The 24,322-nt window shown below is 65.1% G+C and carries 27 protein-coding genes and 1 tRNA gene; 10 read left to right on the plus strand and 18 right to left on the minus strand.

Features of this window, described 5'->3' with window-relative positions:
* Window positions 1-70 precede the first annotated feature (70 nt).
* From ACR9YP_RS02980 to ACR9YP_RS02995, 4 genes are all read right to left on the minus strand, one after another.
* Window positions 71-895 carry an ABC transporter permease gene (locus ACR9YP_RS02980; protein ID WP_438104125.1) on the minus strand — a complete coding sequence of 275 codons (825 nt, stop codon included), beginning with the start codon at window positions 893-895 and terminating at the stop codon, window positions 71-73.
* Window positions 888-1,661: an ABC transporter ATP-binding protein gene (locus tag ACR9YP_RS02985; protein ID WP_438104123.1), complete on the minus strand. Its 774-nt coding sequence runs from the start codon at window positions 1,659-1,661 to the stop codon at window positions 888-890. The genes ACR9YP_RS02980 and ACR9YP_RS02985 overlap by 8 nt, the downstream gene beginning before the upstream one ends.
* A gap of 286 nt (window positions 1,662-1,947) precedes the next feature.
* A complete protein-coding gene (locus tag ACR9YP_RS02990; RefSeq protein WP_091893558.1) occupies window positions 1,948-2,952 on the minus strand; it encodes an ABC transporter substrate-binding protein in 1,005 nt (334 codons plus the stop codon).
* A 42-nt stretch (window positions 2,953-2,994) separates the two neighbouring features.
* A complete protein-coding gene (locus ACR9YP_RS02995) occupies window positions 2,995-4,362 on the minus strand; it encodes an FAD-dependent oxidoreductase (RefSeq protein ID WP_438104121.1) in 1,368 nt (455 codons plus the stop codon).
* Between the two features lie 109 nt (window positions 4,363-4,471).
* Between ACR9YP_RS02995 and ACR9YP_RS03000 the strand changes: the two genes are divergently transcribed.
* Together ACR9YP_RS03000 and ACR9YP_RS03005 are read left to right on the plus strand one after the other, a co-directional pair.
* The gene (locus ACR9YP_RS03000; protein ID WP_438104120.1) at window positions 4,472-5,356 is read left to right on the plus strand and encodes a LysR family transcriptional regulator; all 885 of its coding nucleotides are present in this window, start codon (window positions 4,472-4,474) and stop codon (window positions 5,354-5,356) included.
* Window positions 5,357-5,512: 156 nt separating this feature from the next.
* Window positions 5,513-5,770, plus strand: coding sequence for a hypothetical protein (locus tag ACR9YP_RS03005; protein ID WP_474218988.1), 258 nt, complete (start codon window positions 5,513-5,515; stop codon window positions 5,768-5,770).
* A gap of 3 nt (window positions 5,771-5,773) precedes the next feature.
* On the opposite strand, the gene ACR9YP_RS03010 is transcribed toward ACR9YP_RS03005, so the two are convergent.
* Complete coding sequence (locus ACR9YP_RS03010; RefSeq protein ID WP_438104116.1) at window positions 5,774-6,577, minus strand: enoyl-CoA hydratase-related protein; 804 nt, start codon at window positions 6,575-6,577, stop codon at window positions 5,774-5,776.
* 155 nt (window positions 6,578-6,732) lie between these two features.
* Here ACR9YP_RS03010 and ACR9YP_RS03015 point away from each other — a divergent pair, with 155 nt between their 5' ends.
* Entirely contained in the window at window positions 6,733-7,707 is a 975-nt protein-coding gene (locus ACR9YP_RS03015; protein WP_438104115.1) for a ketopantoate reductase family protein, read from the plus strand.
* Between the two features lie 3 nt (window positions 7,708-7,710).
* Here ACR9YP_RS03015 and ACR9YP_RS03020 read toward each other — a convergent pair whose 3' ends face one another.
* On the minus strand, window positions 7,711-8,388 hold the full coding sequence (locus ACR9YP_RS03020; RefSeq protein ID WP_438104113.1) for an alpha/beta hydrolase family protein: 678 nt from the start codon (window positions 8,386-8,388) through the stop codon (window positions 7,711-7,713).
* A 19-nt stretch (window positions 8,389-8,407) separates the two neighbouring features.
* A complete protein-coding gene (locus tag ACR9YP_RS03025) occupies window positions 8,408-9,055 on the minus strand; it encodes a TetR/AcrR family transcriptional regulator (RefSeq protein ID WP_438104111.1) in 648 nt (215 codons plus the stop codon).
* Between the two features lie 72 nt (window positions 9,056-9,127).
* Between ACR9YP_RS03025 and ACR9YP_RS03030 the strand changes: the two genes are divergently transcribed.
* Together ACR9YP_RS03030 and ACR9YP_RS03035 are read left to right on the plus strand one after the other, a co-directional pair.
* Window positions 9,128-10,072, plus strand: a complete 945-nt coding sequence (locus ACR9YP_RS03030) for an SDR family NAD(P)-dependent oxidoreductase (RefSeq protein ID WP_438104109.1) — start codon at window positions 9,128-9,130, stop codon at window positions 10,070-10,072.
* A gap of 140 nt (window positions 10,073-10,212) precedes the next feature.
* On the plus strand, window positions 10,213-11,358 hold the full coding sequence (locus ACR9YP_RS03035) for an acyl-CoA dehydrogenase family protein (protein WP_438104107.1): 1,146 nt from the start codon (window positions 10,213-10,215) through the stop codon (window positions 11,356-11,358).
* Between the two features lie 44 nt (window positions 11,359-11,402).
* Here the strand turns inward: ACR9YP_RS03035 and ACR9YP_RS03040 are convergent, their stop codons facing one another.
* The gene (locus ACR9YP_RS03040) at window positions 11,403-12,287 is read right to left on the minus strand and encodes a LysR family transcriptional regulator (protein WP_438104105.1); all 885 of its coding nucleotides are present in this window, start codon (window positions 12,285-12,287) and stop codon (window positions 11,403-11,405) included.
* A gap of 104 nt (window positions 12,288-12,391) precedes the next feature.
* Between ACR9YP_RS03040 and ACR9YP_RS03045 the strand changes: the two genes are divergently transcribed.
* Genes ACR9YP_RS03045 through ACR9YP_RS03055 form a run of 3 tightly spaced genes read left to right on the plus strand, consistent with a single transcriptional unit; the run spans window position 12,392 to window position 13,886 of the window.
* Entirely contained in the window at window positions 12,392-12,820 is a 429-nt protein-coding gene (locus ACR9YP_RS03045) for a DoxX family protein (protein ID WP_474218990.1), read from the plus strand.
* 15 nt (window positions 12,821-12,835) lie between these two features.
* Window positions 12,836-13,297: a DsrE family protein gene (locus ACR9YP_RS03050; RefSeq protein ID WP_474218991.1), complete on the plus strand. Its 462-nt coding sequence runs from the start codon at window positions 12,836-12,838 to the stop codon at window positions 13,295-13,297.
* On the plus strand, window positions 13,290-13,886 hold the full coding sequence (locus ACR9YP_RS03055; protein ID WP_438104099.1) for a TlpA family protein disulfide reductase: 597 nt from the start codon (window positions 13,290-13,292) through the stop codon (window positions 13,884-13,886). Before ACR9YP_RS03050 ends, ACR9YP_RS03055 begins: the two co-directional genes overlap by 8 nt.
* Before the next feature lie 6 nt (window positions 13,887-13,892).
* On the opposite strand, the gene ACR9YP_RS03060 is transcribed toward ACR9YP_RS03055, so the two are convergent.
* The 3 genes from ACR9YP_RS03060 to ACR9YP_RS03070 form a co-directional block, all read right to left on the minus strand.
* On the minus strand, window positions 13,893-15,032 hold the full coding sequence (locus tag ACR9YP_RS03060) for an amidohydrolase/deacetylase family metallohydrolase (RefSeq protein ID WP_438110499.1): 1,140 nt from the start codon (window positions 15,030-15,032) through the stop codon (window positions 13,893-13,895).
* A 141-nt stretch (window positions 15,033-15,173) separates the two neighbouring features.
* Complete coding sequence (locus ACR9YP_RS03065) at window positions 15,174-16,409, minus strand: DUF2252 family protein (protein ID WP_474218993.1); 1,236 nt, start codon at window positions 16,407-16,409, stop codon at window positions 15,174-15,176.
* Window positions 16,410-16,571: 162 nt separating this feature from the next.
* Window positions 16,572-16,648, minus strand: a tRNA-Arg gene (locus ACR9YP_RS03070).
* A 144-nt stretch (window positions 16,649-16,792) separates the two neighbouring features.
* On the opposite strand from ACR9YP_RS03070, the gene ACR9YP_RS03075 reads away from it, so the two are divergent.
* Entirely contained in the window at window positions 16,793-17,152 is a 360-nt protein-coding gene (locus ACR9YP_RS03075) for a VOC family protein (RefSeq protein WP_438104096.1), read from the plus strand.
* 12 nt (window positions 17,153-17,164) lie between these two features.
* Here the strand turns inward: ACR9YP_RS03075 and ACR9YP_RS03080 are convergent, their stop codons facing one another.
* From ACR9YP_RS03080 to ACR9YP_RS03100, 5 genes are all read right to left on the minus strand, one after another.
* The gene (locus ACR9YP_RS03080; protein WP_438104094.1) at window positions 17,165-18,121 is read right to left on the minus strand and encodes a tripartite tricarboxylate transporter substrate-binding protein; all 957 of its coding nucleotides are present in this window, start codon (window positions 18,119-18,121) and stop codon (window positions 17,165-17,167) included.
* Window positions 18,122-18,264: 143 nt separating this feature from the next.
* Window positions 18,265-18,636: a cupin domain-containing protein gene (locus tag ACR9YP_RS03085; RefSeq protein WP_130213649.1), complete on the minus strand. Its 372-nt coding sequence runs from the start codon at window positions 18,634-18,636 to the stop codon at window positions 18,265-18,267.
* Window positions 18,637-18,663: 27 nt separating this feature from the next.
* Window positions 18,664-19,302: an RraA family protein gene (locus ACR9YP_RS03090; protein ID WP_438104092.1), complete on the minus strand. Its 639-nt coding sequence runs from the start codon at window positions 19,300-19,302 to the stop codon at window positions 18,664-18,666.
* A 25-nt stretch (window positions 19,303-19,327) separates the two neighbouring features.
* Complete coding sequence (locus ACR9YP_RS03095) at window positions 19,328-20,845, minus strand: AMP-binding protein (protein WP_474218995.1); 1,518 nt, start codon at window positions 20,843-20,845, stop codon at window positions 19,328-19,330.
* Window positions 20,846-20,956: 111 nt separating this feature from the next.
* Window positions 20,957-21,985 (minus strand): alpha/beta hydrolase, encoded by a 1,029-nt coding sequence (locus ACR9YP_RS03100; protein WP_438104090.1) that lies wholly within the window; start codon window positions 21,983-21,985, stop codon window positions 20,957-20,959.
* Between the two features lie 208 nt (window positions 21,986-22,193).
* On the opposite strand from ACR9YP_RS03100, the gene ACR9YP_RS03105 reads away from it, so the two are divergent.
* Window positions 22,194-22,811 (plus strand): hypothetical protein, encoded by a 618-nt coding sequence (locus tag ACR9YP_RS03105; protein ID WP_474218996.1) that lies wholly within the window; start codon window positions 22,194-22,196, stop codon window positions 22,809-22,811.
* A 188-nt stretch (window positions 22,812-22,999) separates the two neighbouring features.
* Here the strand turns inward: ACR9YP_RS03105 and ACR9YP_RS03110 are convergent, their stop codons facing one another.
* Entirely contained in the window at window positions 23,000-23,215 is a 216-nt protein-coding gene (locus ACR9YP_RS03110) for a hypothetical protein (protein WP_438104089.1), read from the minus strand.
* A 16-nt stretch (window positions 23,216-23,231) separates the two neighbouring features.
* Window positions 23,232-24,239: a 2-dehydropantoate 2-reductase gene (locus tag ACR9YP_RS03115; RefSeq protein ID WP_474218997.1), complete on the minus strand. Its 1,008-nt coding sequence runs from the start codon at window positions 24,237-24,239 to the stop codon at window positions 23,232-23,234.
* Window positions 24,240-24,322 lie beyond the last annotated feature (83 nt).

Below are 24,322 nucleotides of genomic sequence, written 5' to 3' on the forward strand. Positions count from 1 at the left end.
GTTACGCCTTGCGGTTTGCGCTTTACGCAATCCGCAAGGCTAACCCACCCTACGGCAGCTCGGATCGTGGCTACCGCCAGTGCAACAGCCGCATCTCCAGCCCGCCGATCACTTTCCCCACCGCAAGCCCGAACACCGACAGGATCACCACGCCCGCGAGCAGCTGATCGGTCTGCATCAGATTGCCGGCCTGGAGCACGAACGCGCCGATGCCGTATTGCGCGCCGATCATTTCGGCGCTGACGACGAGCAGAAGCGCGACTGAGGCGGTGATACGGAAGCCGGCGAGGATCGCAGGCAGCGCGCCGGGCCAGATCACCTTGCGCACGATGGTGGCGAAGGGAACGTTGAAGCTCTGCGCCATGCGGATCAGGTTGCGCGGCACCGCATCGACGCCGCTATAGACCGAGATCGCGGTCGAGAAGAACACCCCGAGCGCAATGGTCGCGATCTTCGGCTCTTCGCCGATGCCGAGCCAGAGGATCAACAGCGGCAGCAGCGCGATCTTGGGGATCGGGAACAGCGCCGAGATGAAGGTGATGCCGACGCTGCGCGCGAGCCGCGACAGGCCGATGGCGAAGCCGACGGCAACGCCGGCCGCAGTCCCGAGCAGCCAGCCGACGCCGATGCGCAGCAGCGAGGCCGAAACGTGCTGCCAGAGCGCGCCGGAGATTGCGAGCTCGTAGATCGCGCGCGCGATCGCCGATGGCGCCGGCAGGAACAGCGGATTGACGAGGCCCACGGTGCCGGCGGCCTGCCAGACTGCGATGACGAGCGCGAGCGCGATCCAGCCGCCGAAGCGGCTCGACGCAGGCACGAAGCCCGCACCGCGGAAGCGGACGCGCCGGGTCGCCTCGTCCTTCGCTGAAGTTTCCGCCAAGGCCCGATCAAGCATGTTGGACCTCGCGCTCGGCATCGATCGCCTCATTGCGGATGAGCGACCAGATCTGGTTTTGCAGCGCGAGCAGCTTCTCCCGCGCCGCGGTCTCGCCGCGTTCGGCGCGCGTCATCGGCACGGTCACAACCTCGCGAATCCGCCCCGGCCGCCGCGACAGCACCACGATGCGGTCGGCAAGCCGCGCCGCCTCTTCGAGATTGTGCGTGACATAGACCGCGCCCATGCCGCCATCGGCGAGCAGGCTAACGAAATCCTCCATCAACAGCTCACGCGTCTGCGAATCCAGCGCCGACAGCGGCTCGTCCATCAGCAGGATCGCAGGTTTGACCGCCAGCGCGCGCGAAATGCCGACGCGCTGACGCATGCCGCCGGAGAGCTGTTTTGGATAGGTTTTGCGAAAATCGGTCAGGCTGGTGCGGCGGAGCGCATCGTCGACCAGCGCCCGGCGCTGCGTCGCCGAGAGCTGCGTATGCAGCAGCGGGAATTCGACGTTCTCCTCGACCGTGGCCCAGGGCAAGAGCGCAAAATCCTGGAACACGAAGGTCAGCGGATTGAGGCTGTCCGCCGGCGGCGTCCCGCGCAGCTCGGGCGCACCGGAGCTCGGCTGCAGCAGGCCGCCCAGGATCGACAGCAGCGTGCTCTTGCCGCAACCGGAGGGACCGACGATCGCCACCACCTCGCCGGCGCTGACCGTAAAGGAGACATCGTCGAGCACGGCGAGATCGCCGAAGCGGTGGGAGATGTGGTTGGCGATCAGGTCCATGCGGCGAGCCCGCCTTCTTCACCCTCCCCTGGAGGGGGAGGGTCGGTTCGTACTGAGCGAAGCGAAATGCGAACCGGGGTGGGGTGACGGTCTATCCGCATTGACGCTGACGATGCCTGCTCTCGAGCTTTCTGCGAACGATCGGTGCGAACGACGGACAGACCGCCGCCGTGGCTCACCCCACCCCGCTCGCCCCGGTCGATGCTGCGCATCGCCGGTGCGATCGACCCTCCCCCTCCAGGGGAGGGTGGCAGATCGCTCGCCGCAAGAGTCTGCATCGTCAACATCAATCCGCCTTCACATAGTCCTTCGCGATGATCGCGTTCGCATCGAAGCCCTTGTCGGCAAAGCCCTGCTCCTGCAGCCATTTGATCTGGTTGTCGACGTTCTTCACGTCCAGCTTGCCGTCGGGGTCGATATAGGCACAATTGCCGACCACCTGCTCGACCGGCAGGTTGGTGTACTTGGCAATGATCTCCAAGAGCGGCTTCGTCTTGTCGTTGATCGGCGCGACGCCGTCCTTCATCGCGGCGAGGATGACGTCGTGATATTCGCGGTCGGCCTTCGCGAGCGCGCCGAGCAGTTTTGTCACCAGCACCTTGTTGGTCAGTGTCTTCGGCGAAGCAAACACGGCCCCTAGCTGCCACGGCGTCTCGTCACCGACCCAGCCCAGAAACTTTGCGCCGCCCTCGTCCATCAGCTTGCGCGCGGTGGAGATCGGCAGGAGCGCGGCGTCGACCGTCTCGCCCTTCAGCGCGGCCGCCGCATTCGACAGCGATTGCAGCGGCACGATCTTCACGTCCGTAAGCTTGAAGCCGTATTTGTCGGCGAGCAGGCCGAGCGAATAGTGAAAGCTTGACCCGACCTGCGTCACCGCCACGCGCTTGCCGGCAAGATCCTTCGGCGTCTTCAGGCCGGCGGCATAGGCGTTGTTGCTGGCGAAATAGCCGATCAGGGGATAGCCGGCCTTCTCGCGGCTCATGCCGCCGATCACCTTCAGCGTGCCCTTGCCGGCGAGATTGTAGAGACCTGCGGTGAAGGCGGTGATGCCAAAATCGACGTCACCCGAGGTGGTGGCGACCGCGATCGGCTGTGCCGCATCGAAGAACTTCAGCTCGACCTCGAGGCCAGCCTCACGAAAATAGCCCTTGTCCTGGGCGATGAAGACCGGCGCGGAGGACGACAGACGAAGCACGCCGATCTTCGCCTTCAACGCGTCTTCGGCCCTGGCCGTGCTCATCGCCATGATCGCCAAAAGGCCCACTAGCGCGAGCCGCGCAATCCCGATCATCCCGTTTCCTCCAGTGGTGCTCTTGGTCGTTCTTGCCGTCCGCTACAGGCCCTCGGGCACCATCTGGTCCCGCCCGATGAAGGCGCCCTGTTGTTTCAACGTTTCCTGCAATTTTTCAACGGGGATGTCACGCGGGATCCGGTTTCCGGACAGCGCCAGCGCGGCGGCGGAACCGGCGGCCTCGCCCATCACGAAGCAGGCACCGGAGACCCGCGCCGCCGACTGGCCCTCATGGGTCATCGAGGCACAGCGGCCGGCGACCAGGAGATTGTCGACGCCTTCGGGCACCAGCATGCGATAGGGCAGCTCGTTATAGCCGCGCGATTCCGGGATCGGCGGGAAGGTGAAGACGACGTCGCCGGGCACATGGGCCTCGATCGGCCAGCCATTGACGCCGATGGAATCCTCGAACGAAGCGCAGCCGAGCACGTCCTCGCCGCTGAGCTGATAACCGCCCTTGATGCGGCGCGTCTCGCGGATGCCGAGCTGCGGCGGCAGATCGACGATGTAGGACTTTTCGAAGCCTGGCACGGTGCTACGAAGGAACTCGTACGCGGCGAGGGCCTGCTTGCGGCCCTCGATCTCGCCGCGGGTGAGATCGTCGGGCTCGACGCCGTTGATGGCGTGGCCGTCCTCGCGCGCCACCTGGGTAAAGTTCACCCGCCATTCGATGCCGGATTTTTGCGGCCGCACGATCGCGCTCTTGCGCGGGAATGTGTGGGTGCCGGCCGCGATGGCCTTTTCCATCAATTGCGGAATGGTGCGCCAGGCATCTCCCGCCTTCGCGGGATCAATCCCGTTGAGACGCAGCATCATCGAGGGATACATCGGATGGCCGTGCTCGTCGCCGATCTCGAACGGCGCACCGGTCCACACCGCGAGATCGCCGTCGCCGGAGCAGTCGATGAAGATCTCGGATCGCACCGCCTGCCGGCCGGCCTTGGTCTCGACCATCAGCGCATCGATGCGGCTGTCGTCGCCCATCACCACGCCGGCGCCGAGTGCATGGAAGAGGATGTTCACCTTGTGGCTGGCAAGCAGCTCGTCGGCCGCGATCTTGTAGGCGGCGGTGTCATAGGCCTGTGCAAAGACCTTGCCGAGGATCAGGTGCGGCGCATTGAGACCGTTGAGCCGATCAATCCGCGCCAGCAGCTCGGACGCCATGCCCTGCACCAGCCGCCGGTGCTCGCCATGGACATTGCCGTGCAGGCCGCAGAAATTAGTGACGCCGGCTGCCGTACCCATGCCACCGAGAAAGCCATAGCGCTCGACCAGCAGCGTCTTCCGCCCGGCGCGCGCGGCTGAGGCCGCAGCGACAATGCCGGCGGGGCCGCCGCCGAGCACGACGACTTCATATTCGCCATAGAGCGGCACCTGTCGTGCCGGTTCTTCGATCATCATGGCCCGCATGGCGCGTCCGCTCCCAAATCTCTTGCTTGGGACGACTATGAATTAGCGCGCGAGGAGCTACAATCCACTAAAATACGCGATCAGCTTTCGCGAATCGAGAAAGGTCGCCATGGACATCCTCGTGAACCTGCAAGCCTTCCTCGCCACGGCGGATGCGGCCGGATTCTCCGCCGCCGGGCGAAAGCTTGATGTCTCGACCTCGGTCGTCGCCAAGCGCGTCACGCAGTTAGAGGCGCGGATCGGCACACCGCTGTTTCATCGCTCGACCCGGCAGTTGCGGCTGACCGAGGCCGGACAGCGCTACGTGCATCGCGCGCGCGGCGTCGTGGCTGACGCCACCGACCTGCTCTCGCGCATGGGCGAGAAAGGCCACGATCTCGTCGATCACCTCCGCATCAAGGCGCCGACCTCGCTGACTGTGGCGCGTCTCGCCGACGCCTTCAGCGCGTTCCAGACCCAGAACCCGCGGCTGAAGCTTGAGATCGTGCTGATCGATCGCCCGGTTGATCCCGTCACCGAAGGCTTTGATATCGCCATCGGCGCCTTCCCGCATTCCTTCGGCGGCGTGGTCGACGAGCCGCTGTGCCCGCTGAAGCGGCTGCTTTGTGCTTCACCGACTTATTTGAAGAAGCACGGCACGCCAAAACATCCGCGCGACCTCGTCGAGCATCGCTGCCTCAGCTTCATGCCGACCGGCCCCGAATGGGTCTTCGACGGACCGCGTGGCCGCATCAGCATCCAGGTCAGCCCGCTGCTTTCCTCCAACGAGGGGCACGTGCTGGCGCGCAGCGCCATCGCCGGCAACGGCATCGCGCTGATGTCGCATTATCTCGTCGCGGATGCCTTGCGTGACGGTAGCCTCAAGCCGGTGCTGCGCGATTTCCCAATTCCGGAATTGTGGGTGAAGGCCGCGATTCCCGAACGGCGCCGCAACGCCGCTGCGGTGCAGGCGCTGCTCACGCTGCTGAAAACATCACTGGCGACGTCGCTGTGAGCCTTGCGGCGCGCCGTAGCCCGCATGGAGCGCAGCGGAATGCGGGGACACCGGCCCCGGATTTCGCTTCCGCTCCATCCGGGCTACATGCTTGCCTCGAGACGGTTGCCCGAGAATGACGGACCTGACAGAAGTGCCAGCATGGACTCGACGCTTATGAAATTTCCCCTCCCCGCTTTGATCGCCCTGCTGATCTCAGCCGCTCCCGTCGCAGCCCTTGAGCAAAACTGCCGCTTCATCCAGGCCAAGGCCGATCGCGAGGCCTGCTACAAACGGCAGGAGGACGAGCTGGCGGCCAAGCGCAAGCCTGCACCGGCCACCGACGAAAGCAAGACACTCGAAACCCTACGCCAGATGCGGCAGGAGGACGACGCCGTCCATCGCAGCATCAACAACATCTGCCGCGGCTGCTAACGCCTAACCTTTGCCGCCGCCCCAATTCGCCGCTCGCTTCTCGGCAAACGACGCCAACCCTTCCGCCGCCTCGACGCTCTGGCGCTTGACCGAATGCAGGTGTACGAGCCGCGTGTACGCGGCATCGTCCACCGCCATGCCGCCGAACGAGCTCTCCAGCGCGAGCCGCTTGGTCTCGGCCATCGCCTCCGGCCCGTTGGCGAGCAGTTGCTCGACCACCTTGGCGCCGGCGACTTCGAGATCGGCGAGCGGCACCACCTCGTGAACGAGGCCGATGCGGCGGGCGTCCTCGGCGCCGAAGCGCTCGCCGGTCAGGGCGTACCGGCGGACCTGGCGCACGCCGATGGCGTCGCAAAGCTGGGGGATGATGATCGCCGCGGTCAGGCCCCAGCGCACCTCGGTGATCGAGAATAGGGCGTTTTCGGCCGCGATGACGACATCGCAGGCCGCGATCACGCCGGTGCCGCCACCAAAACAGCCGCCCTGCACCAGCGCGACCGTCGGAACCGGCAGTGTGTTGAGCCGCTGCACGGCCTCGAAGGTCGCTCGCGACGCCGCCTCGTTCGCTTCAGTCGATTGCGGCCGCACGCCGTTGATCCATTTGAGGTCGGCGCCGGCCTGGAAATGCTTGCCATTGCCCCGGAGCACGACGACGCGCAAGTTCGGCTTGTTGCCGAGATCGTCCATGGCCGCGAGCACGCCCGCGATCAGCGCGCCGTCATAGGCGTTGTTGACCTCGGGACGGTTCAAGGTGACGGTCGCGACGCCGCGCTGATCAAGGGTCCACAGAACGGGGCTGGCAGTCATCGGCGCTCCTCCGGTCGGTTTGTTTGCCCTGCACTATGACCGAGGCTGCTTGCCTTGATCCATATCTTTCCGGCGTAGGGCGGCCGCGTCCATCGCATGGCGGCTTGTGTCATGCTGGCGGCTGATGGCACCAAGGGATCAGGACGGGACATCACATGCGCATCTGCATTTTCGGCGCGGGCGCCGTCGGCAGCCACATTGCGGTCCGGCTCGCACGCGCCGGCCATGAGGTCTCGTGCGTGATGCGGGGGGCGCATCTGGAGGCGGCTCGCGCAGGCGGCCTCAAGCTGCGCGTCGGCGATTCCGAGGTCAGCGCCAAGGTGAACGCGTCAGGCGATCCGGCCCAGCTCGGTCCCCAAGACGTCGTGATCTCGACGCTGAAGGCCACAGCGCTTCAGGGGCTGGTCTCCAGCATCAAGCCGCTGCTCCAGGACGACACCGCGATCGTGTTCGCGCAAAACGGCATTCCCTGGTGGTACGGCATCGGCCTGCCGCCGCGGCATCCGGGCCCGCCCGACATTTCCTTTCTCGATCCCGGCGGTCGGTTGCGTGCCTGCATCCCGAAGGAACGGATCGTCGGCGGCGTCGTCTTCTCCTCCAACGAGGTGATCGCGCCCGGCGTGGTGCAGAACCTGACGCCGGACCGCAACCGCCTGCTGATCGGGGAATGCGACGACCGCAATTGCGAGCGCATCACCAAGCTGCGCGGCGTCTTCAACGATGCCCGGCTGGAATCGCCGCCGGTGGCCGAGATCCGCGAGGCGATCTGGTCAAAGCTGCTGACTAACATGTCGCTGTCGGTGCTGTGCCTGCTCACCGGCCAGACCGCGCGCGGCGTGCGCGACGACCCCGCCTTCACTGAAGTCATTCCGCGCATGCTGAACGAGGCCAACGACATCGCCCAGCATTTCATTCCCGAGGTCAAACGCGTGACCCGGAGCGGCCCCGCCCCCAACCACAAGCCGTCGCTGCTGCAGGACTACGAGCTCGGCCGCGCCATGGAGATCGACGTGCTGGTGAAGGCGCCCGCTGCCTTCGCGCGCACCGCCGGGCTGTCGACGCCGACGCTCGACCTGATCGCCGCGCTCGCGATCCAGAAGGCGCGCGACAAGGGGCTTTACTCGGCCTGAGATTCAGGCGAGCCCGTCGATCCAGGCCGCCAGCGCGTCCAGCACCTCGGTGAGCGCCTCATCATTGGTACGGCCGGACTTCTTTAGCACCGCAAACGAATGGTCGCCGGCTTCGACCTGATGCAGCGTCGCCTTCGGGCCGAGCTTCTCGACGACAGGCTTGAGATAGCTCAGATCGGCAAGCCCATCGCGCGTGCCTTGCAAGAACAGCATGGGAATAGCGATGCCGGCGAGGTGCTCGGCGCGCTCGGAGGACGGCTTCTTGTCGGCGTGCAAGGGGAAGCCGAGGAAGGCGAGCCCTTTGACATCAGCTAATGCAGCCTTGGACTGCGCCTGTGATGTCATGCGCCCGCCGAACGATTTTCCGCCCGCCACAAGCTTGAGACCGGAACAGAGCCGTGCCGCCTCAGCGACCGCCGCGCGGATGGCGGCGTGCGCGACGGCCGGCTGGTCGGGACGCCCCTTCTTCTCCTCCATGTAGGGGAAATTGAAGCGGAATGTCGCAATGCCGCGCTCCGCAAGGCCCGCCGCGACCTTCTCCATGAAGGAATGCCGCATGTCCGCACCCGCGCCATGCGCAAGGACGTAGCAGGCGCGCGCGTGGGCCGGCAGCGTCAAGATTGCGGAGACCGTGCCGATGCGTTCAATGTCGAGCTTGAGCTCGGTCGTCTTGCTTGTCATGACGTCGTCAGGCCCTCGCTCAATGGCGCATACCGCTCGCCGGCCATAGATAGTTCAGGACTTGGTCGAGGGTCATCATGATCTCGCGGCGTCCGGCCTCGTTCTTCACAGAGCCGAATTTCTCCTCGAGCGCAAGCTTGGCAAAGCCGTGAACGGTGGACCAGGCCGCCGCAGCCGCTGTCTTCGCCTCCTTCGCGGTGCCGCCGACCAGCTCGGCGACGACGATCTCGAACGCGTGACCGGCGGCCCTGCTCGCCTGCCTCAAACGCGCATCGTCTGCCACGAGGCGCTTGTTCGCAAACATCATCTGGAACCGGCCGGGATGTGTCAGCGCAAAATCGACATAAGCAAGTCCCTGAGCATGGAGCTTGTCGCGCGCACCGTGCTTGCCGGATGCCGCCTCGCGCAAAGCACCGGCAAGCGCGTCGTAACCGCGGATCGCGACTTCGGTGAGAAGCCCCTGCGCGTTGCCGAAATGATGCGACGGGGCAGCCGGCGAAACCCCGGCGCGGCGCGCGGCTTCGCGCAGCGTGAAACCCTCGGCACCCTGCTCGGCAAGAATGGCTTCGCTCGCAGCGATCAACGCCTCCTGCAATTCACCGTGATGATAACCGGGCTCCGGCTTTGGCCGCGTCGCGCCGGCACCGCGCTTGGCGTGTTTCTTCATGTAACTTGACACTGTTCAGATTGCGGCATATCTATCTTAACACTGTTTAGATAGGTGGCCCCGGAGTTCGAAATGACCGAAATGCAGGATATCACCCCAAGTAGTCCCGTAAAGCGGCGTCATCTGGTCGGAGGCGCCGCGCTCGGCATGCTCGCGAGCGCCGTCGGTGGCCTCGCCGGCGGCGTGGCGCTCGGCCAGGGCGCAGCGCTGCCGCAGCAGAAGCCCAGCGGCAAGCGCCGATTCGAGGGCAAGGTCGTCATCGTCACGGGCGGCACCTCCGGCATCGGCCGCGCCGCGACGCTGATGTTCGCGGCCGAAGGCGGCCAGATCGCCTTCTGCGGCCGCAACGCCGAGCGCGGCAAACAGGTGGAGAACGAGGTGCGCGAGGCCGGCGGCGACGCGGTCTTCGTTCGCGCCGACGTCCGCGACGAGGCCGAGATCAAGGCGCTGGTCGACAAGACGATCGAACGCTACGGACGGCTCGACGTCGCCTTCAACAATGCCGGCATTTCCATCGAGCGTCCCCTTCACGAATACAGCGCGGCCGAATTCGACGACGTGATCAGCACCGACCTGCGCGGCGTATTTCTGTCGATGAAGTATGAGATCCCTCACATGCTGGAGAAAGGCGGCGCGATCGTCGTCACGGCATCGTCGAACGCCATTGCCACGACAGCCAAACGCTCGGCCTATTCGGCAGCCAAGCGCGGGTTGGTCGGCCTGGTCCAGGCCGCGGCACTCGACTACGCAAAGCATGGCATCCGCATCAACACGCTGGTTCCCGGCACCACCGACACGCCGATGATTCGCCGGCTCGCCGGCATGGAGAATCTGCCCGATGCAGCCTGGCACGTCGGCATCGCGCAATGGGCCAAATCCAATGTTCCGGGCTTGCAGCGCGTGGCAACGCCCGAGGAGATCGCCGCGTTCGCGCTCGTGCTGGCCTCCGACGATCATCCCTACACGACTGGCGGTCAGTTCATCATCGACGGCGGCAAGACCGCACATGGCGGCTAGATCGGGCGCAGCCTGAAAACACAATTCGCGGCGAGCTCGAATGACGTACCAAGAGGAGCAGCCTTGCGCCCGTGCCAGCCGTTGTGGCAGGCCTGACACGCTGGCTGTCGCAAGGCGCGACATCACCGATCGAGGTTTCCATGTCCTACCGCTCCTCCTGGATGACCGAAGAGCTCGAAATCTTCCGCGACCAGTTCCGGAAATACCTTGCCAAGGACCTGGCGCCGCACGCCGAAAAATGGCGCGAGCAGAAGATGGTCGACCGTTTCGCCTGGCGCGGGCTCGGCGAGATGGGCGCGCTGCTAGCGAGCGTGCCGGAGGAATATGGCGGGCTGGGCGCCACCTTCGCCTATGATGCGGCAGTGCTGGACGATCTCGAGAGCACGGTGCCGGAGCTGACGACAGGCGTCTCCGTGCACAGCGCCATCGTCGCGCACTACATCCTCAATTACGGCTCGGAGGAGCAGAAGAAGCGCTGGCTGCCGAAGATGGCCTCGGGCGAGATGGTCGGCGCCATCGCCATGACCGAGCCCGGCACCGGCTCGGATTTGCAGGCCGTGAAGACCACGGCGAAGAAGCAGGGCAATTCCTACGTCATCAACGGCCAGAAGACGTTCATCACCAACGGCCAGGCCGCCGATCTCGTCATCGTGGTCGCACGCACCGGCGATGCTGGTGCCAAGGGCATTTCGCTGATCGTGGTCGAGACCGCCGGCGCGGACGGCTACAAGCGCGGGCGCAATCTCGACAAGATCGGCCTGCACGCCTCCGACACGTCGGAACTGTTCTTCGACAACGTGACCGTGCCGCCGGAAAACCTGCTCGGCAAGGAGGAAGGCCAGGGCTTTGTGCAGCTGATGCAGCAATTGCCGCAGGAGCGCCTTGCGCTCGCGGTCGGCGCCGTTGCCGCGATGGAGCGCGCGATCAAGCTCACCACCGACTACACCAAGGAGCGCAAAGCCTTCGGCAAGCCGCTGATGGACTTCCAGAACACCGCCTTCACCCTCGCCGAGCGCAAGACCGAGGCGATGATCGCCCGCGTCTTCGTCGACTGGTGCATCGAGCGTCTGATCGCAAAAGATCTCGACACGGTCACGGCGTCGATGGCGAAATATTGGTGCTCGGAGAAGCAGGTCGAGACCGCCGACGAATGCCTCCAGCTGTTCGGTGGCTACGGCTACATGCAGGAATATCCGATCTCCCGCATCTTCATCGATTCCCGCATTCAGAAGATCTACGGCGGCACCAACGAAATCATGAAGCTGTTGATCGCAAGGTCGCTATGATGATCAAGCCGCTGTAGCTCCATTCATCGCGTGCGCCGGTCCGGCTACTTCATCCGCTTGTCGGCGGCGATGAAGTCGATGAAGGTCCGCACTTTCGCTGAGAGATATTTGCGGCTCGGATACACCGCGAACAGCTTTCCCTCGAAAATGACCTGCTCGGACATGAGGTGCTCGAGACGTCCGGCGGCGATGTCATCAGTGACCAGCCATTTCGGCAGGAAGGCGAGGCCCATGCCCTCCAGCGCGGCCATGTGCAGCAGCGTTTCGTTGGCGCTGCGCAGCACCGGATTGAGCTTGACGGTCTCGGGGCCGTGCTCGCCCTGGAAGGAGAAGCTCTCGCCGGGATAAAGCGCGTAGTGCAACAGCGCCTGGCCGGAGAGATCGGCAAAGGTCGTCGGGCGGCCTGCGCGTTTGAGAAACGCAGGGGCTGCAACCAAATAGAACGGGACTTTGGTGATGGGCCGCGCGATTAGCGCCTCGTCGGGCGCGCCGGTCGCGCGCAGGGCGAGGTCGATTCCCTCCTCGACCAGATTGACCAGCCGTCCGCTGAGATCGACATCGAGGCGCACGTCCGGATAGCGCGCCTGATAGTCTGCCAGCACGCCGGCAAAGATCGCGTTCGCCATCCACACCGGCGCGGTCAGCCGCAGCGTGCCGCGCGGAACAACGGTCGCCTTGCTGACGGCGGCCTCGACCTCGTCGAGCGAGTCGAGCATCTGCCGCGCCTGCTCGAAATAGAGTGCGCCACTTTCGCTCAGGCTGACGCGCCGGCTGGTCCGGTTCAACAGCCGGGTGCCGAGCCGCTTTTCGAGCTGCATCACATGCTTGCTCGCCATCGCGGGCGAGATGCGCAGCCGCTGCGCCGCAGTCGCAAAGCTCTTCAGCTCGGCGACCAGGCAAAACACCCTCATGCTGACCAGGTTGTCCACGAGATCATCAATATCCAGGAAATGAACCAATCCTGGAACGGATAATGATCAAAAATGGTGAAACTATCAAATGGTGGCGACCCTCACATCCCTGGAGAACCACCATGTCCACCACCACCTTCGAGACCGCCGCCCCCGGCCGCGCCTTGCGCATCGGCCTCTGGGTCGCGCAGGTCCTCCTCGCCTTCGTCTTTATCTCGGCGGGGCTGGTCAAGCTGACGACACCCATTCTCCAGCTTGCGGCGATGATGCCTTGGGCAGGCCAGTATTCCGAGCCCTTCGTCCGCTTCGTCGCGCTGGTCGATCTCGCCGGCGGCATCGGCATTCTGCTGCCAGCCCTGACACGGATCCTGCCGCGGCTGACCGTGCTGGCCGCGCTCGGCTGTTCCGTGCTGCAGGTGTTCGCGCTGGTCTTCCACCTCTCGCGCGGCGAGGCTCCGATCGCGCCGCTCAACGTCGTCCTGCTGGCGCTCAGCCTGTTCGTGCTGTGGGGACGCAACAGCAAGGCTCCGATCGCACCGCGTCATTTCTGACCGGTCGCCACAGCCATGATTTCAGCCAACGGATGGTCCCGCAGGGGGCTGCTCGCCGGCGCATCAATCCTCACGGCCGGCGGCCCCGCCGCGGCCAAGGAGGATCGTCTCGCCGACGGCGTCGTGATCCTGATCGACAGCAACGAGCCCTACGTCATGGGTCACGCGATCAGCTATTCCGCCAATCTCTCCAAGCATTTTGCCGAGAGGGGCGCGAGATTGCTGATCGAGGTCGTCGCCAACGGCAAGGGCATCGACGTCTTCCGGGCCGACAAGACTCCCCTGGTCGAGCCGCTCGCGACGCTGCGGCAGTCGCTGCCGAACCTCACCTACAGCATGTGCGCCTCGTCCAAGGCGATTGCGGAGGCCAAGGAGCAGGTCTCGATCCCGCTGATAGCAGGCGCGAGCCTCGTCCCATTCGGCATCGGACGCGTGGTCGATCTGCAGCTGAAGGACTGGGCCTATATCCATGCGTGAGGCGGCGCGCGAAGGAGGCTCAGTGCTGTCGCGACGATCGATCCTGATGGCCGCGCCGGCCTGTCTCGCTTTCCTGCGCGCAGGTCACGCCCAGGACAGCTGGCCGCCAGTGTTCGAGGCCGGCCGCAGCCAATTTACTGTGGTGCGGCCCCGCGCGCCGATGCCACAGCTCAGGCTTCAGGACCCGCACGGTCGGGACGCCGTCGTGACGGCCAAGCCGGGCCACATCACATTGGTGAACTTCTGGGCCACCTGGTGCGCAGCCTGCCGGCTCGATCTACCCATGCTCGCAAGTCTGGCGGCATCACGGCCTGACCGGCTCGACATCGTTGCGATCTGCACGGACACCAAAGACCTGCGCAAGATCCGCACATTCCTTGGCGGCCTCGCCGTGCAAAACCTCGCCTGCTATGTCGATGCCTATGGCACAGCGGCCGAAGCATCCACCGCGATGTTCTCGCTTGTCGGCATGCCCATCACCTATCTCGTCGGAATGAGCGGCCGCGTCGAGGGCTACATCACCGGTGCGCCCGAGTGGCTCTCGCCCGCGGGCGCGCGCCTGCTCCAATTCTATCGCGAGCAGGGCTAGCGATCATCAATTCGGATGCCACCAGCGGCCGCCGATCACGACGCCTTCGGAGACGATCTTGCGGTCGCCGATCAGGTGCTCGCCGACGACGTCCTCGTAATCGAACTGGCCCTGCTTGACCGAGATCAGCGTGGCGTCGCCGACGCTGCCCGGCTTGAGGCTGCCGAGCTCGGGGCGCCGCAACGCCATCGCCGCATTCACCGTCGAGGCCGCGATCACATCCGGCAGCTCCATGCCCATGCACAGGAATTTCGACATGGTCGTGACCTGGTCGTAGGCGGGACCGTCGATGCACAGCATGTGGATGTCGGATGAGATCGTGTCCGGATAGAAGCCGTTGGCGAGCATGGCGCGCGCGGTCTTGAACGCGAACGAACCCTTGCCGTGGCCGATGTCGAACAGCACGCCGCGCTCGCGCGCATCCAGCACCGCCTTCTTCACCGTGCCCTGCGCGGTCGCCGGCGTGTTGGGGAAGGGCCGGAACGCGTGGGTGAGCACGTCGCCGGGACGCAGGCGCGCCAGCACGTCCTCATAGCTCGGCGGCGGATGATCGATATGCGCCATCAGGGGCATGCCGACCTCGTCGGCAACTTCCAGCGCAATGTCGAGCGGCACGGTCCCCGACGTGCCCGACGAATGCAGGCCCACGCGCACCTTGATGCCGACGATGAGGTCGCGGTTGGCATCGGCAACCTTCGCCGCATCGACCGGATTCATCAGCCGCAGCTCCTCGCTCTCGCCGACCATGATCCGGTGCGAGAAGCCGAAGATGCCGGCATGCGAGACGTGCAGGTAAGCGAGGATGCGGACCTGGCTCGGCTCGATCACATGCTTGCGGAAGCCGGCGAAATTGCCCGGCCCTGCACTGCCGGTGTCGATCGCCGTGGTGACGCCGGAGAGGCGGCAAAATTCCTCGGCATCGATGCCGAGCGAGGTGCCGCCCCAGTAAACGTGGGTATGGAGATCGATCAGCCCCGGCGTGACGATGAACCGCGAGACGTCGCGGACCTCGGTGCCCGGATCGGCCTTGAGCCCGCCGCCGACCGCCGCGACCTTGCCGCCGGCAAAGGCGACGTCGGTCACGGCGTCGAGCTTCTGGGACGGATCGACCACACGGCCGCCGCGCAGGATCAAGTCGAAAGGCATCATGGTCTCCGGAATTGTGGGCAGGCATTGCAGATGGCAGCCGTGCGACCTTAGTCGCCGTCCTGCCTATAGCAAATCTTGTAGCAAATCTTGCACCAACCGGGCAAAGCGCGGAGGTGATCGGAGCCCGCCGCTCGCCGGTCAACCGTGCCTGCGCCACTCCTTGAAATCATCTTCGACGAATGCGGCGGCGGCCTTTGCAGCAGCATGCAGCCAATCGTTGTCGCGTTTAATCAGGTCTGCGGCGATCGTGGTCGATGCGCCTGCCGTCGCGGCGTGAATGGCGCCGATGTCAAAGCCCATGACGTTGAGCAGATCGAGCTCCAGGCTCATGTTCGCGTGATCCCCGAGATTGATCTTGCGGGAGTCGGGCGCAAGGCGCCGGATCACGAAGCCATTTTGGCGTTCGAGCACGAGGTGTGGATCGGGAGCTCGATACGAACCTTTTGCGAGGTCGAGAAAGCGCAGCTTGCCTTTCCGATCATGCGCCCAATCCCAGGCCGACGGCACCAGCGCCTTAGCTTCCCTGACGATTTGGCCGCCGCACCAATCGGCAATGGCGAGGAATCGCGGCCGGCCCAAGCTGCCGACACCTGCCACGCGCGTCGCGAAGCGATCGAATGCGGCATCGGGCGGTAATTTCTTGCGGAGTGTTGCGGCAACAGCAGACGGTGGCTTCGCTCGCGGATATTTCTCCACGTCGCCCCAGAACTCATGGCGTTCGTCGTCGGTGCATGTCACGTAAGCGCGCATCCAGCTCGCCTGCTCATCCAGGAGCGAGGGCCGCGGTTGTTTGAGACCCTTCTTGTAACCATCGAGAATCGCCTTTGCGGCGTCACCATTGCCGACGTGGGTCATGGCCCTCGCCTTCTTTTTCTTGGCCTTTGGCGCGAGCCGGGCGCTTGTCGCAAGGCGCACGAGGTCGAAGGGATAGGCAATGCTCGCGGCCTCGTCGAAATCGTTGACGCCCCAGACGAGGCGTCCCTCCGCGTCGCGCCAAGTCCCGAAATTTTCGATATGGGTGTCCCCCACGGACGGCACGCGCGGCGCGTCCGTCAACTCCGGGCAGAGCGCTTCGATAGACCTGGCCCAGCGGAAGAAGGTTGCACGAAGGAAGACGAACGGGTCGTCCTTCATCTTTTTGTGCTTTTCGTCGAGGTCGCGCTCGACGACCTTGCATTGGGAACGCAGCCAGCGCTCGAACTCTCTATTGTCGTCCAGAAATGAACGCGGCCCGATCCCGCCGCGGCTATTTGACTTCTGCTTGATCACCGCCAGAACTTTCCAAAAAGAATGATGATGAGCGAGTTCGCGGAAATGATTGCGGGCTGTTTCGCTATGAACAGGCGTCCAGATATTCAACCGCAGAGCGAGCACGATAGACCCGGCGCTATTTTCGCGCTAGTCGGATGATGTTGCGTTGCAATTGGCCCCCGCAGGGTCACAGCAAGCGAACGCGAGGGCGAAACTAAAAGATAGGGAATATGCGCGCGAGCCCACCCAGCATCTGGCGAGCAATACGTTAAGTATCTGAGATTATGGCGATCCCGGGAAGACTCGAACTTCCGACCTACGGTTTAGGAAACCGTCGCTCTATCCGGCTGAGCTACGGGACCGCGGAACCCGAACGTTGCGGGTTCGGTCCCCTCTTAGCAGAGCAGGATGCCGTTCGCCAGCCGCATCGCGGGCCGGGTTGTCGTCAAGGGAAGCGAGGCGGCTGTACAATCTCCTCCCGGATCCCTCTCTGCGGAGCAGCCCACATGATCGAAAGCATCAGCGCCATCACGCTCGGCACGCATGATATGGCGCGTGCTGTGCACTTCTATCGTTCGCTGGGGTTCGAGCTCCTCCATGGCGGCGAAGCCGCTGCATTTACCAGCTTTCGCGCCGGGACCGGCTATCTCAACCTGACGGCACAGCCGGACGACAAGCGCTGGTCCTGGTGGGACCGCATCATCTTCTATGTCGCCGATGTCGATGCGACCTTTGCGCAGGCGCGCGCCGCCGGATGGCAGCCGTCGACCACGCCGCGCGATGCGGAATGGGGCGAACGTTATTTCCATCTCACCGACCCCGACGGCCATGAGCTCAGCTTCGCGCGCCCCCTGCGCCGGCCGTGAAACGGCGGTCGGCTACGCCCTGATATTGTTGTCCCTGACCACCTTGCCCCAATAGGCGACCTGCTTGTCGAAGAAGGTCTTGAATGCGGCGCCGCCCTCGAGCAGCAAGGTCATGTGCTGCGTGTCCTTGAGTTGAGCGGCGGTCGCGGGCTCGCTCAGGATCTCCCTGGACGCCGTCGCCATGGCCGAGACGATGTCGGGCGGCGTGCCCGCCGGCGCGAAGATGCCCCACCAGGCCAGCGTCTCGAAATCCGGAAAGCCGGCCTCGATCGCGGTCGGCGTATCCGGCAAGGCCTGCAGCCGCTCGCGGCCGAGCTGCAGGATCGGGCGCAGCATGTTGGTGCCGAGCTGGGCCGCGACCAGCGCCGCCGATCCTGCGATCAGATCGACATGACCGCCGAGCACGTCGTTCATGGCCGGGCCGCCGCCGCGATAGGGCACGTGCATGATCTCGACCCCGGCCTTGCTGCCGAGCACGGTCATGGCGAGATGGCCGAGCGTGCCGATGCCGACGGAAGCGTATTTGACCGCGCCGGGCGTCGCCTTGCAGGCGGCGACCACGTCGGCAAAGCTCTTGTAGGGACGGCCCGCGCCGGCGGCGATCACGTAAGGCGCGGTGCCGATCAGCAGCACCGGCATCAGCTCGCGCTCAACATCGACCGGCGGCTTGTCGAGGATGGCCGGGATCACCGCGTGGGAATCGAATGTCACCAGGAACGTCGAGCCGTCCGCCGGGCTCTTGGCGACCTGTGCCGCACCGAGCGCGCCGGCGGCGCCCGACTTGTTCTCGACCACGACGATGCGGCCAAGCTTGGTTTGCAGGTTGGACTGCAACAGCCGCGCCATGGCGTCGGTCGATCCGCCCGGCGGGAACGGCACCACCAGCGTGATCTTTCCGGCCTGCGCCGCTGCCGGCGCCATTGCGAGAATGGCCGGCGCGGCCAAGAGCGTGCGTCGTGTGATCGTCATGGTCCCCTCCCTTTGATCTTTGCGCCCCGCTTTTGCTCTTTGGCGCTAGAGCATGATCCGGACTCGAAGGGCCGCGTTAGCGCAAAGTGTGCAGCGGTTTTCCGAAAGATCATGCTCAAGAAAATAACCTAAGCGCGAAGCGCTTAGGTCGTCCCGAAGCCCGACCCCGGTTTTCTGTATTCTGGCCGCGGCGGGCTGAAGATGTCCAGCACGCGGGCGCCGTCGGGGCCGGCGCGCATGGTGTGCGGCACATTGCCAGGCGTGCGCCAGAAATCGCCCTTCTTCACCGGGATCTCCTCGTCGCCCTGGACGCGGACGGCGGAGCCGTCGAGCAACACACCCCATTGCTCCTCGGGATGATGATGCAGCGTGCCCTGCGCATGCGGCGCCAGCGTCACCACCGACAGCATCGCCTGCTCGCCCGAGAAGATGCGCGTGGTCACTCCCGCCGCGAGCTCGCGAAACAAGCCGTCGCTGGGATTATCAATGTTATGGAATTCGTCCTTCTGGCTCACGCCATCCTCCCCTTCGTTCTCGCCTGATCAGGATTTTCCATACGAGCCCTGATAGCGTCCCTCGCGGATCGCCTTCAATGTTTCCTCCTCGCGCGCGACCTGGGCGCGGACGGCTTCCAGCAGCGCGGCGGCGCCCGCGGCGGGAAACGACACCACGCCGTCCTCGTCGCCGACGACGATGTCGCCGGGTGCAATCACGCTGCCGCCGATCGCCACCGGCACGTTGATCTCGCCGGGACCGTTCTTGTAGGGGCCGCGGTGGATCACGGCGCGGGCGTAGCAGGGAAAGTCATCGGCCGCGAACGCCGCAACATCGCGGATCGCGCCGTCGATGACATAGCCCTCGGCTTTGCGCCACTGCGCAATGTTCTTCATGATCTCGCCGACCAGGGCTCGCGTCTCGTCGCCGCCGCCGTCGACCACGATGACGTCGCCGGGACCGACCAGCTCGAGCGCGCGATGGATGGCGAGATTGTCGCCGGGACGGGTACGCACCGTGAAGGCCGTCCCCACCAGCTTGCCGCCGCGGTGATACGGCTTCAGCCCCACCGCGCCCGGCAACCGGGCGAGATTGTCTGAAATGACCGAGGTCGGCGCACCGCGGAAGCCCTCGATGATGTCGGCGGGCGGCTTCGGCACGCCGTTGGCAGCGATGGTGATGGTCATCTCGTCAGTCCTTCCGTGATGTGTCTCAGTCGGCGTGCGCTCGCGCCTTGGCCGGCCAAATCCGGAAGGCGCGCCCCTCCTTCATCCACGCCGCGCGCTCGTCGCGCAACAGGGTGCGGCGGACTTTTCCGGAATCATCGCGCGGCGGGGTGCTGACGATCTCGAAGCTCTCCGGATGCTTGTAGCGGCTGAGCCTGTCCCTCAAAAACTCCGCCATGCCATCAGCGATGGCCTGGCCGTCCGCGTCCGGCTCCGGCTCGATGATGGCATGCACGCGCTGGCCCAATTCCGGATCGGGCAATCCCACCACGACGCAGGAGCGCACGCCGGGGCAGGCGGAGACGGCGGCCTCGACCTCGGCCGGATAGATGTTGGCGCCGCCGCGCAGCACCATGTCGGCGAGGCGGTCGCCGAGATAGAGATAGCCTTCCGCATCCAGCCGGCCGATATCGCCGAGCGATTCCCAGCCGTCGGCGCGGCGCTTCGGCTCGGCGCCGAGATAGTGATAGGTGGCGTCCTTGCCGTCATTGTTGAGGAAATAGATCTCGCCGGTCTCGCCCGGCGCGACGTCGTTGCCGTCCTCGCCGATGATGCGAAGCTTCGCCATGTCGCCGATCTTGCCGACCGAGCCCTTGTGCGTCAGCCATTCCGCACCGGAGATGATGCAGGAGCCCTGGCGCTCGGTCCCGCCATAGAGCTCCCAGATCCTGTCAGGCCCGAGCCAGGCGATCCAGTTCTCCTTCAGCCAGGGCGGCATCGGAGCTGCCATGTGGAAGACCGTCTGAAGACTCGAGAGATCGTAGGCATTGCGCACGCTCTCCGGCAGCGCCCAGATCCGGTGCATCATGGTCGGCACGAAATTGACCCATTGCACGCGCTCGCGTTCGATCTGCCGCAGCGTCTCCTCGGCGTCGAACTTGACGAGGCCGGTGAGCTGGCCGCCCGTGAACAGCGCGTAGTGCGACACGATGAACGGCGCATTGTGATAGAGCGGACCGGGATTGAGCAACGAGACCCCGAACGGAATGTTGAGCGGCGGCGCGGCCACCGTGTCGGTCACCGCCGGATGGTGATCGAGGATCACCTTCGGCCGGCCGGTCGAGCCGCCCGAGGTCATGGCCTTCCAATAACGCGCCACCGGCGGATTGAGCGGCTCGTCCGAAAAACCTTGCGGCACGAAATCCGCGGGCAGGCGGTTCGGCGCGTTCCAATCAGCCTCGCCGCCGACCACCAGCGCCGGCTTGAGGATGTCGAGCACCGCGGCGGCTTCGCCGCGCGGTAGCCGCCACGACAGCGAGGTCGGCGTCGCCCCGCACTTCCACACCGCAAAGGACGTCTCGAAGAACGCGTTGCCGTTGGGCAATCCGATCGCGACGAAGTCACCGGGCTTGACGCCCCTGGCCATGAACGCCTGCGCGCGCCGGTTGGCGCCACGCTCGAGTTCATCCCATGTCAGCGTATCCTGCCCATGACGAACGGCGATCGTGCCGTGTGGTTTGCGTTCAGCGTACCAGCGCGGCACGTCGGACAGGGGCAGCAGCATCAGGCGTTTCCACTTCGTCTTCTTGGCGCCGCCTCACGATGAGGCGTTCACGGTGCGAAGTGTAACAGCCGGAGACGAGCCTTCAAGACGCAAGCCTTCAACGCATGCACATCAGCGCTCCGCGCCGCAGCCCGGACTATCGAACAGCGCCGCAAGCCCGCATGTCGAGGTCAGCATCTTGTCGGCGTCGTGGCCGACGCCCGCGACGTCCCAGACCCGGTGATTGGGCGTGCCGTGGTTGCGCTTGGCCATCGTCTCCGCATAGGCGTGACCGCGGGCGTAGCGCGTGGCCCCTTGCGCCTTCGCCATGCAGCTCTTGTCGAGCGCGGGATGCTCCGGATTGGTGTCGAGGGTGCCGAGCAGATAGATCACCTCGCGCTCGACATAGCGTTGTTCGAGCGCAGCCGGCGTGACGTTCGCAAGATAGGGCGGCCGCTCATCCATGCCGTATTTCCAATTGTTGTAGCCCGGACAGGAGGCGGCGATGGCGGGCACCGGCCGCTCGGCGCTGAAATAGGCATAGGACGACGGGTTGGCGACGACGTAGCGGACATCGATGTGCTGGCGCGACAGCATCGCTTCGCCCTTGCCGGCGATGGCGTAGCGCTGCGCGACCTGGCCGCCGCCGGAATGGCCGGCGACCACGACCTGCTTCAGGTTCGGGAAGATGCGCCGGTCGGCGAGCTTTGCCATGATCGCATCGAGCGCCTCGAACGAGGAGACCGGATTGGGCGCCAGCGCGGCGTCCCCGCCCTCCCATCCCTCCAGCGACCAGCGCAGCATATCTGCCGGCAGCTTGTGGGCCTCGACGTCGATCTCCGCCAAGAACTGCGGCACGATCATGAGCGCGCGCTTGCCGTCGTCGCCCGCTGCGACCTGCGCGGTGTGGGCTGACAGATAATATTCGTCGGCATTGCGCAGCCGTCCATGCAGCACGATGATCGCGCGCGAGATCGCCGGCAGCGGCATCGACCAGTCGCTGGAGAGGTAGAGCGGCAGAATGCCCTGGGCGCCGACCGCGAGCCGCGCGTCCGCAATCGCCCTCACCGGCTTGCGGTTGGGCGCCGCTTCGTCCGCCGCGAAGGCATGGCCGCAAATCAGCACCAGCGCGATTGCGACGAGACCGGCCAACGCTCGCATGACGGACATTCCCCTTCGAAGTCAAATCGATAAAAGTCTAAGCACATCATCTGCGCGCGGCTGTGACTCGCGCGCCACGTCAAGCAAAAAATGTCAGCAGCCCAGCCATGAAATTCCCGGGTTCCATGGGTGACAAGCCGGCGATAAAGAGGCAAAAATCCGACTCGACTCGGGGCGGGTTGAGTTTTGCAAGGAATGCTCTCGTAGAATGTCGGTCGTAGTTGCATCGCGTCGTGCGGCGCTTCTCGTTGCCGCAGCAGGATTTTTTCTGCTGACCTTGCCGCATGCCCAGGCCCAATGGTGGAAGCGCGCGCCCGTCGACTTCGAGGAATGCGCCGACGCCGCTGAAAAATCCTCGACAAAGGCCGAGAAGACCGCGGCGCTTGCCGACTGCAACGCGAAATTCGCCGGCCGCCGCAAGGCTGGCGGCGGCTATTCCTATTACGACTTCCTCCAGGATCGCACCTTCGACATCGCCGGGCCGAATCCGACCCCGGAAGAGCAGAAGAAGATCGACGCAGCCTACACCGCCTATCTCGCCAACCAGCGCCGCATTAATGAAGCGGCCCAGGCCACCGCGCGTCAGCAGCGCGAGCAGCAGGAACAACAGGTACAGCAGTTCCACCAGGTCGCGCTGCGAACCGACATCGAGCGCGTGCCCGTCCCGGTCCAGCGGCCGAAAGTGCAGCAGAATGTCGGCCAGCGAAAGGGCGCGCCCTGCACCAAGGGCTCCTTCTCCTGCGAATGGCCGCGGCTGTCGGAAAGCTTGAACGATTTGAAGAAGTTGTTCAATCCAACGCCGACCAAGCCGGCGAAGAAGGGCTGAGTTTCGCTGTTTTTGTAACGCTGTCGCCACACTCCGCAGTCGTCCCGGCGAAGGCCGGGACCCATAACCACCAAATTGAGTTTGGCGAAGACTCGTGGTGACCAGTCTCGCGCCCCAACTACTCCCTGGGGTAATGGGTCCCGGCCTTCGCCGGGACGACAGCGGAGGTTGTTGCGCCGAGGCTGGCGTCAATTCGCGTGCTTCTTCTTGCTCCGCTTCGGTTTGGCCACCGACGCACTCGCGGGCGCCGCTGCCGTTGGCGAAGCGCTCAGCGCCTTGCGGCTCTCCTGCAATCGCGCGTCATAGCCTGGAGAGTTCACGACCGTCGGCGGTCTTGCATGAGCGAGCGTCGATGCGCCGCAGAGCGCAGCCAGCGCGATCCCGACCGCCAAACAACGCTTCATCGCGCTCCTCCTTCACTCACGCTGCCCCCCGAATCTGCTGCGGCGTCAGCCCGGGCGGCCCCTTGCCCGCGGCTTCGGCTTCCTTGATCAGCGCAACAATGCGGCGCATCAGCGGCACATCCACATTGCTTTGCTCGGCCAGCGCGATGACGGCGCCCTGGAGATAGTCGATCTCGGTCTTGCGCCCGTGCTTCAGGTCCTGCCACATCGAGGAGCGCGCTTCGGGATCGATCTTCATCGTGCGTCCCAGGATCGCGTTGAAGATCACGTCGGGCAGCCGCAGCAAGGCCGGCGTCCATCCCATTGGGATCGGCGTTGCCGAGACCGGCGCGATGCCGGCGGCCTTCAGCGCGGCGAGGCCCTCCGCCATCTGGTCCGCGAACAGCCTTCGCCAGTCGCGGTCCGCCAGTTGCGCGGCGAGCGGCATGTCGGACAGCGCGCTGAGCGCATTGTTCAGATTAATGATCAGCTTGCCCCATTGCACGCCGGTGATGTCGCGGCTCGCGCGTACCGTGAGGCGGGCCACCGACAGCGCGAGAGCTGTGTTCGCATCGTCCTTACCAACATGGATGTCGCCGGAGGTCGATCGGTGGAAACGGCCCTCGCCCATCGCGATCACGTTGAACGGCACCATGCCGGCGAGCACACGTCGATCGCCGAGATGCTCGCGCAGCACCGCGACATTGCCAATGCCGTTCTGAAGCGAGACGATAACGGCGTCGTGCGGCGCATGCCGCGCGATCTGCTCCGCGACATCGGCGGTGTCGGCGCTCTTCACTGTCACCAGCACGATGCCGGCGCTGTGGAAGATCGAAGGATCCTCCGACAACGCGAGCTGGCCAGCACCGAGCTTGTTCTCGGAGCCGTCGAAATCGGTCAACCGCAGGCCGAACCGCTCGATCTCGGTCTTCACCCGCGGCCGCACCAGCAGCGCGACGCGGCGGCCCGCGGCCGCCAGCATGCCGCCGACGAAACAGCCGATGGCACCGGCGCCGGCCACCACGATCGGTCGATCCGTAACCACTGACCTCGCTCCCTGAATGACCGGCCTTCGATAGCAGAGGCGAGGCCGGCTGCCCATCGCGTCGCGGCCGCCTTGTAACCGTC

This window comes from Bradyrhizobium sp. BR14999 (assembly GCF_056106085.1).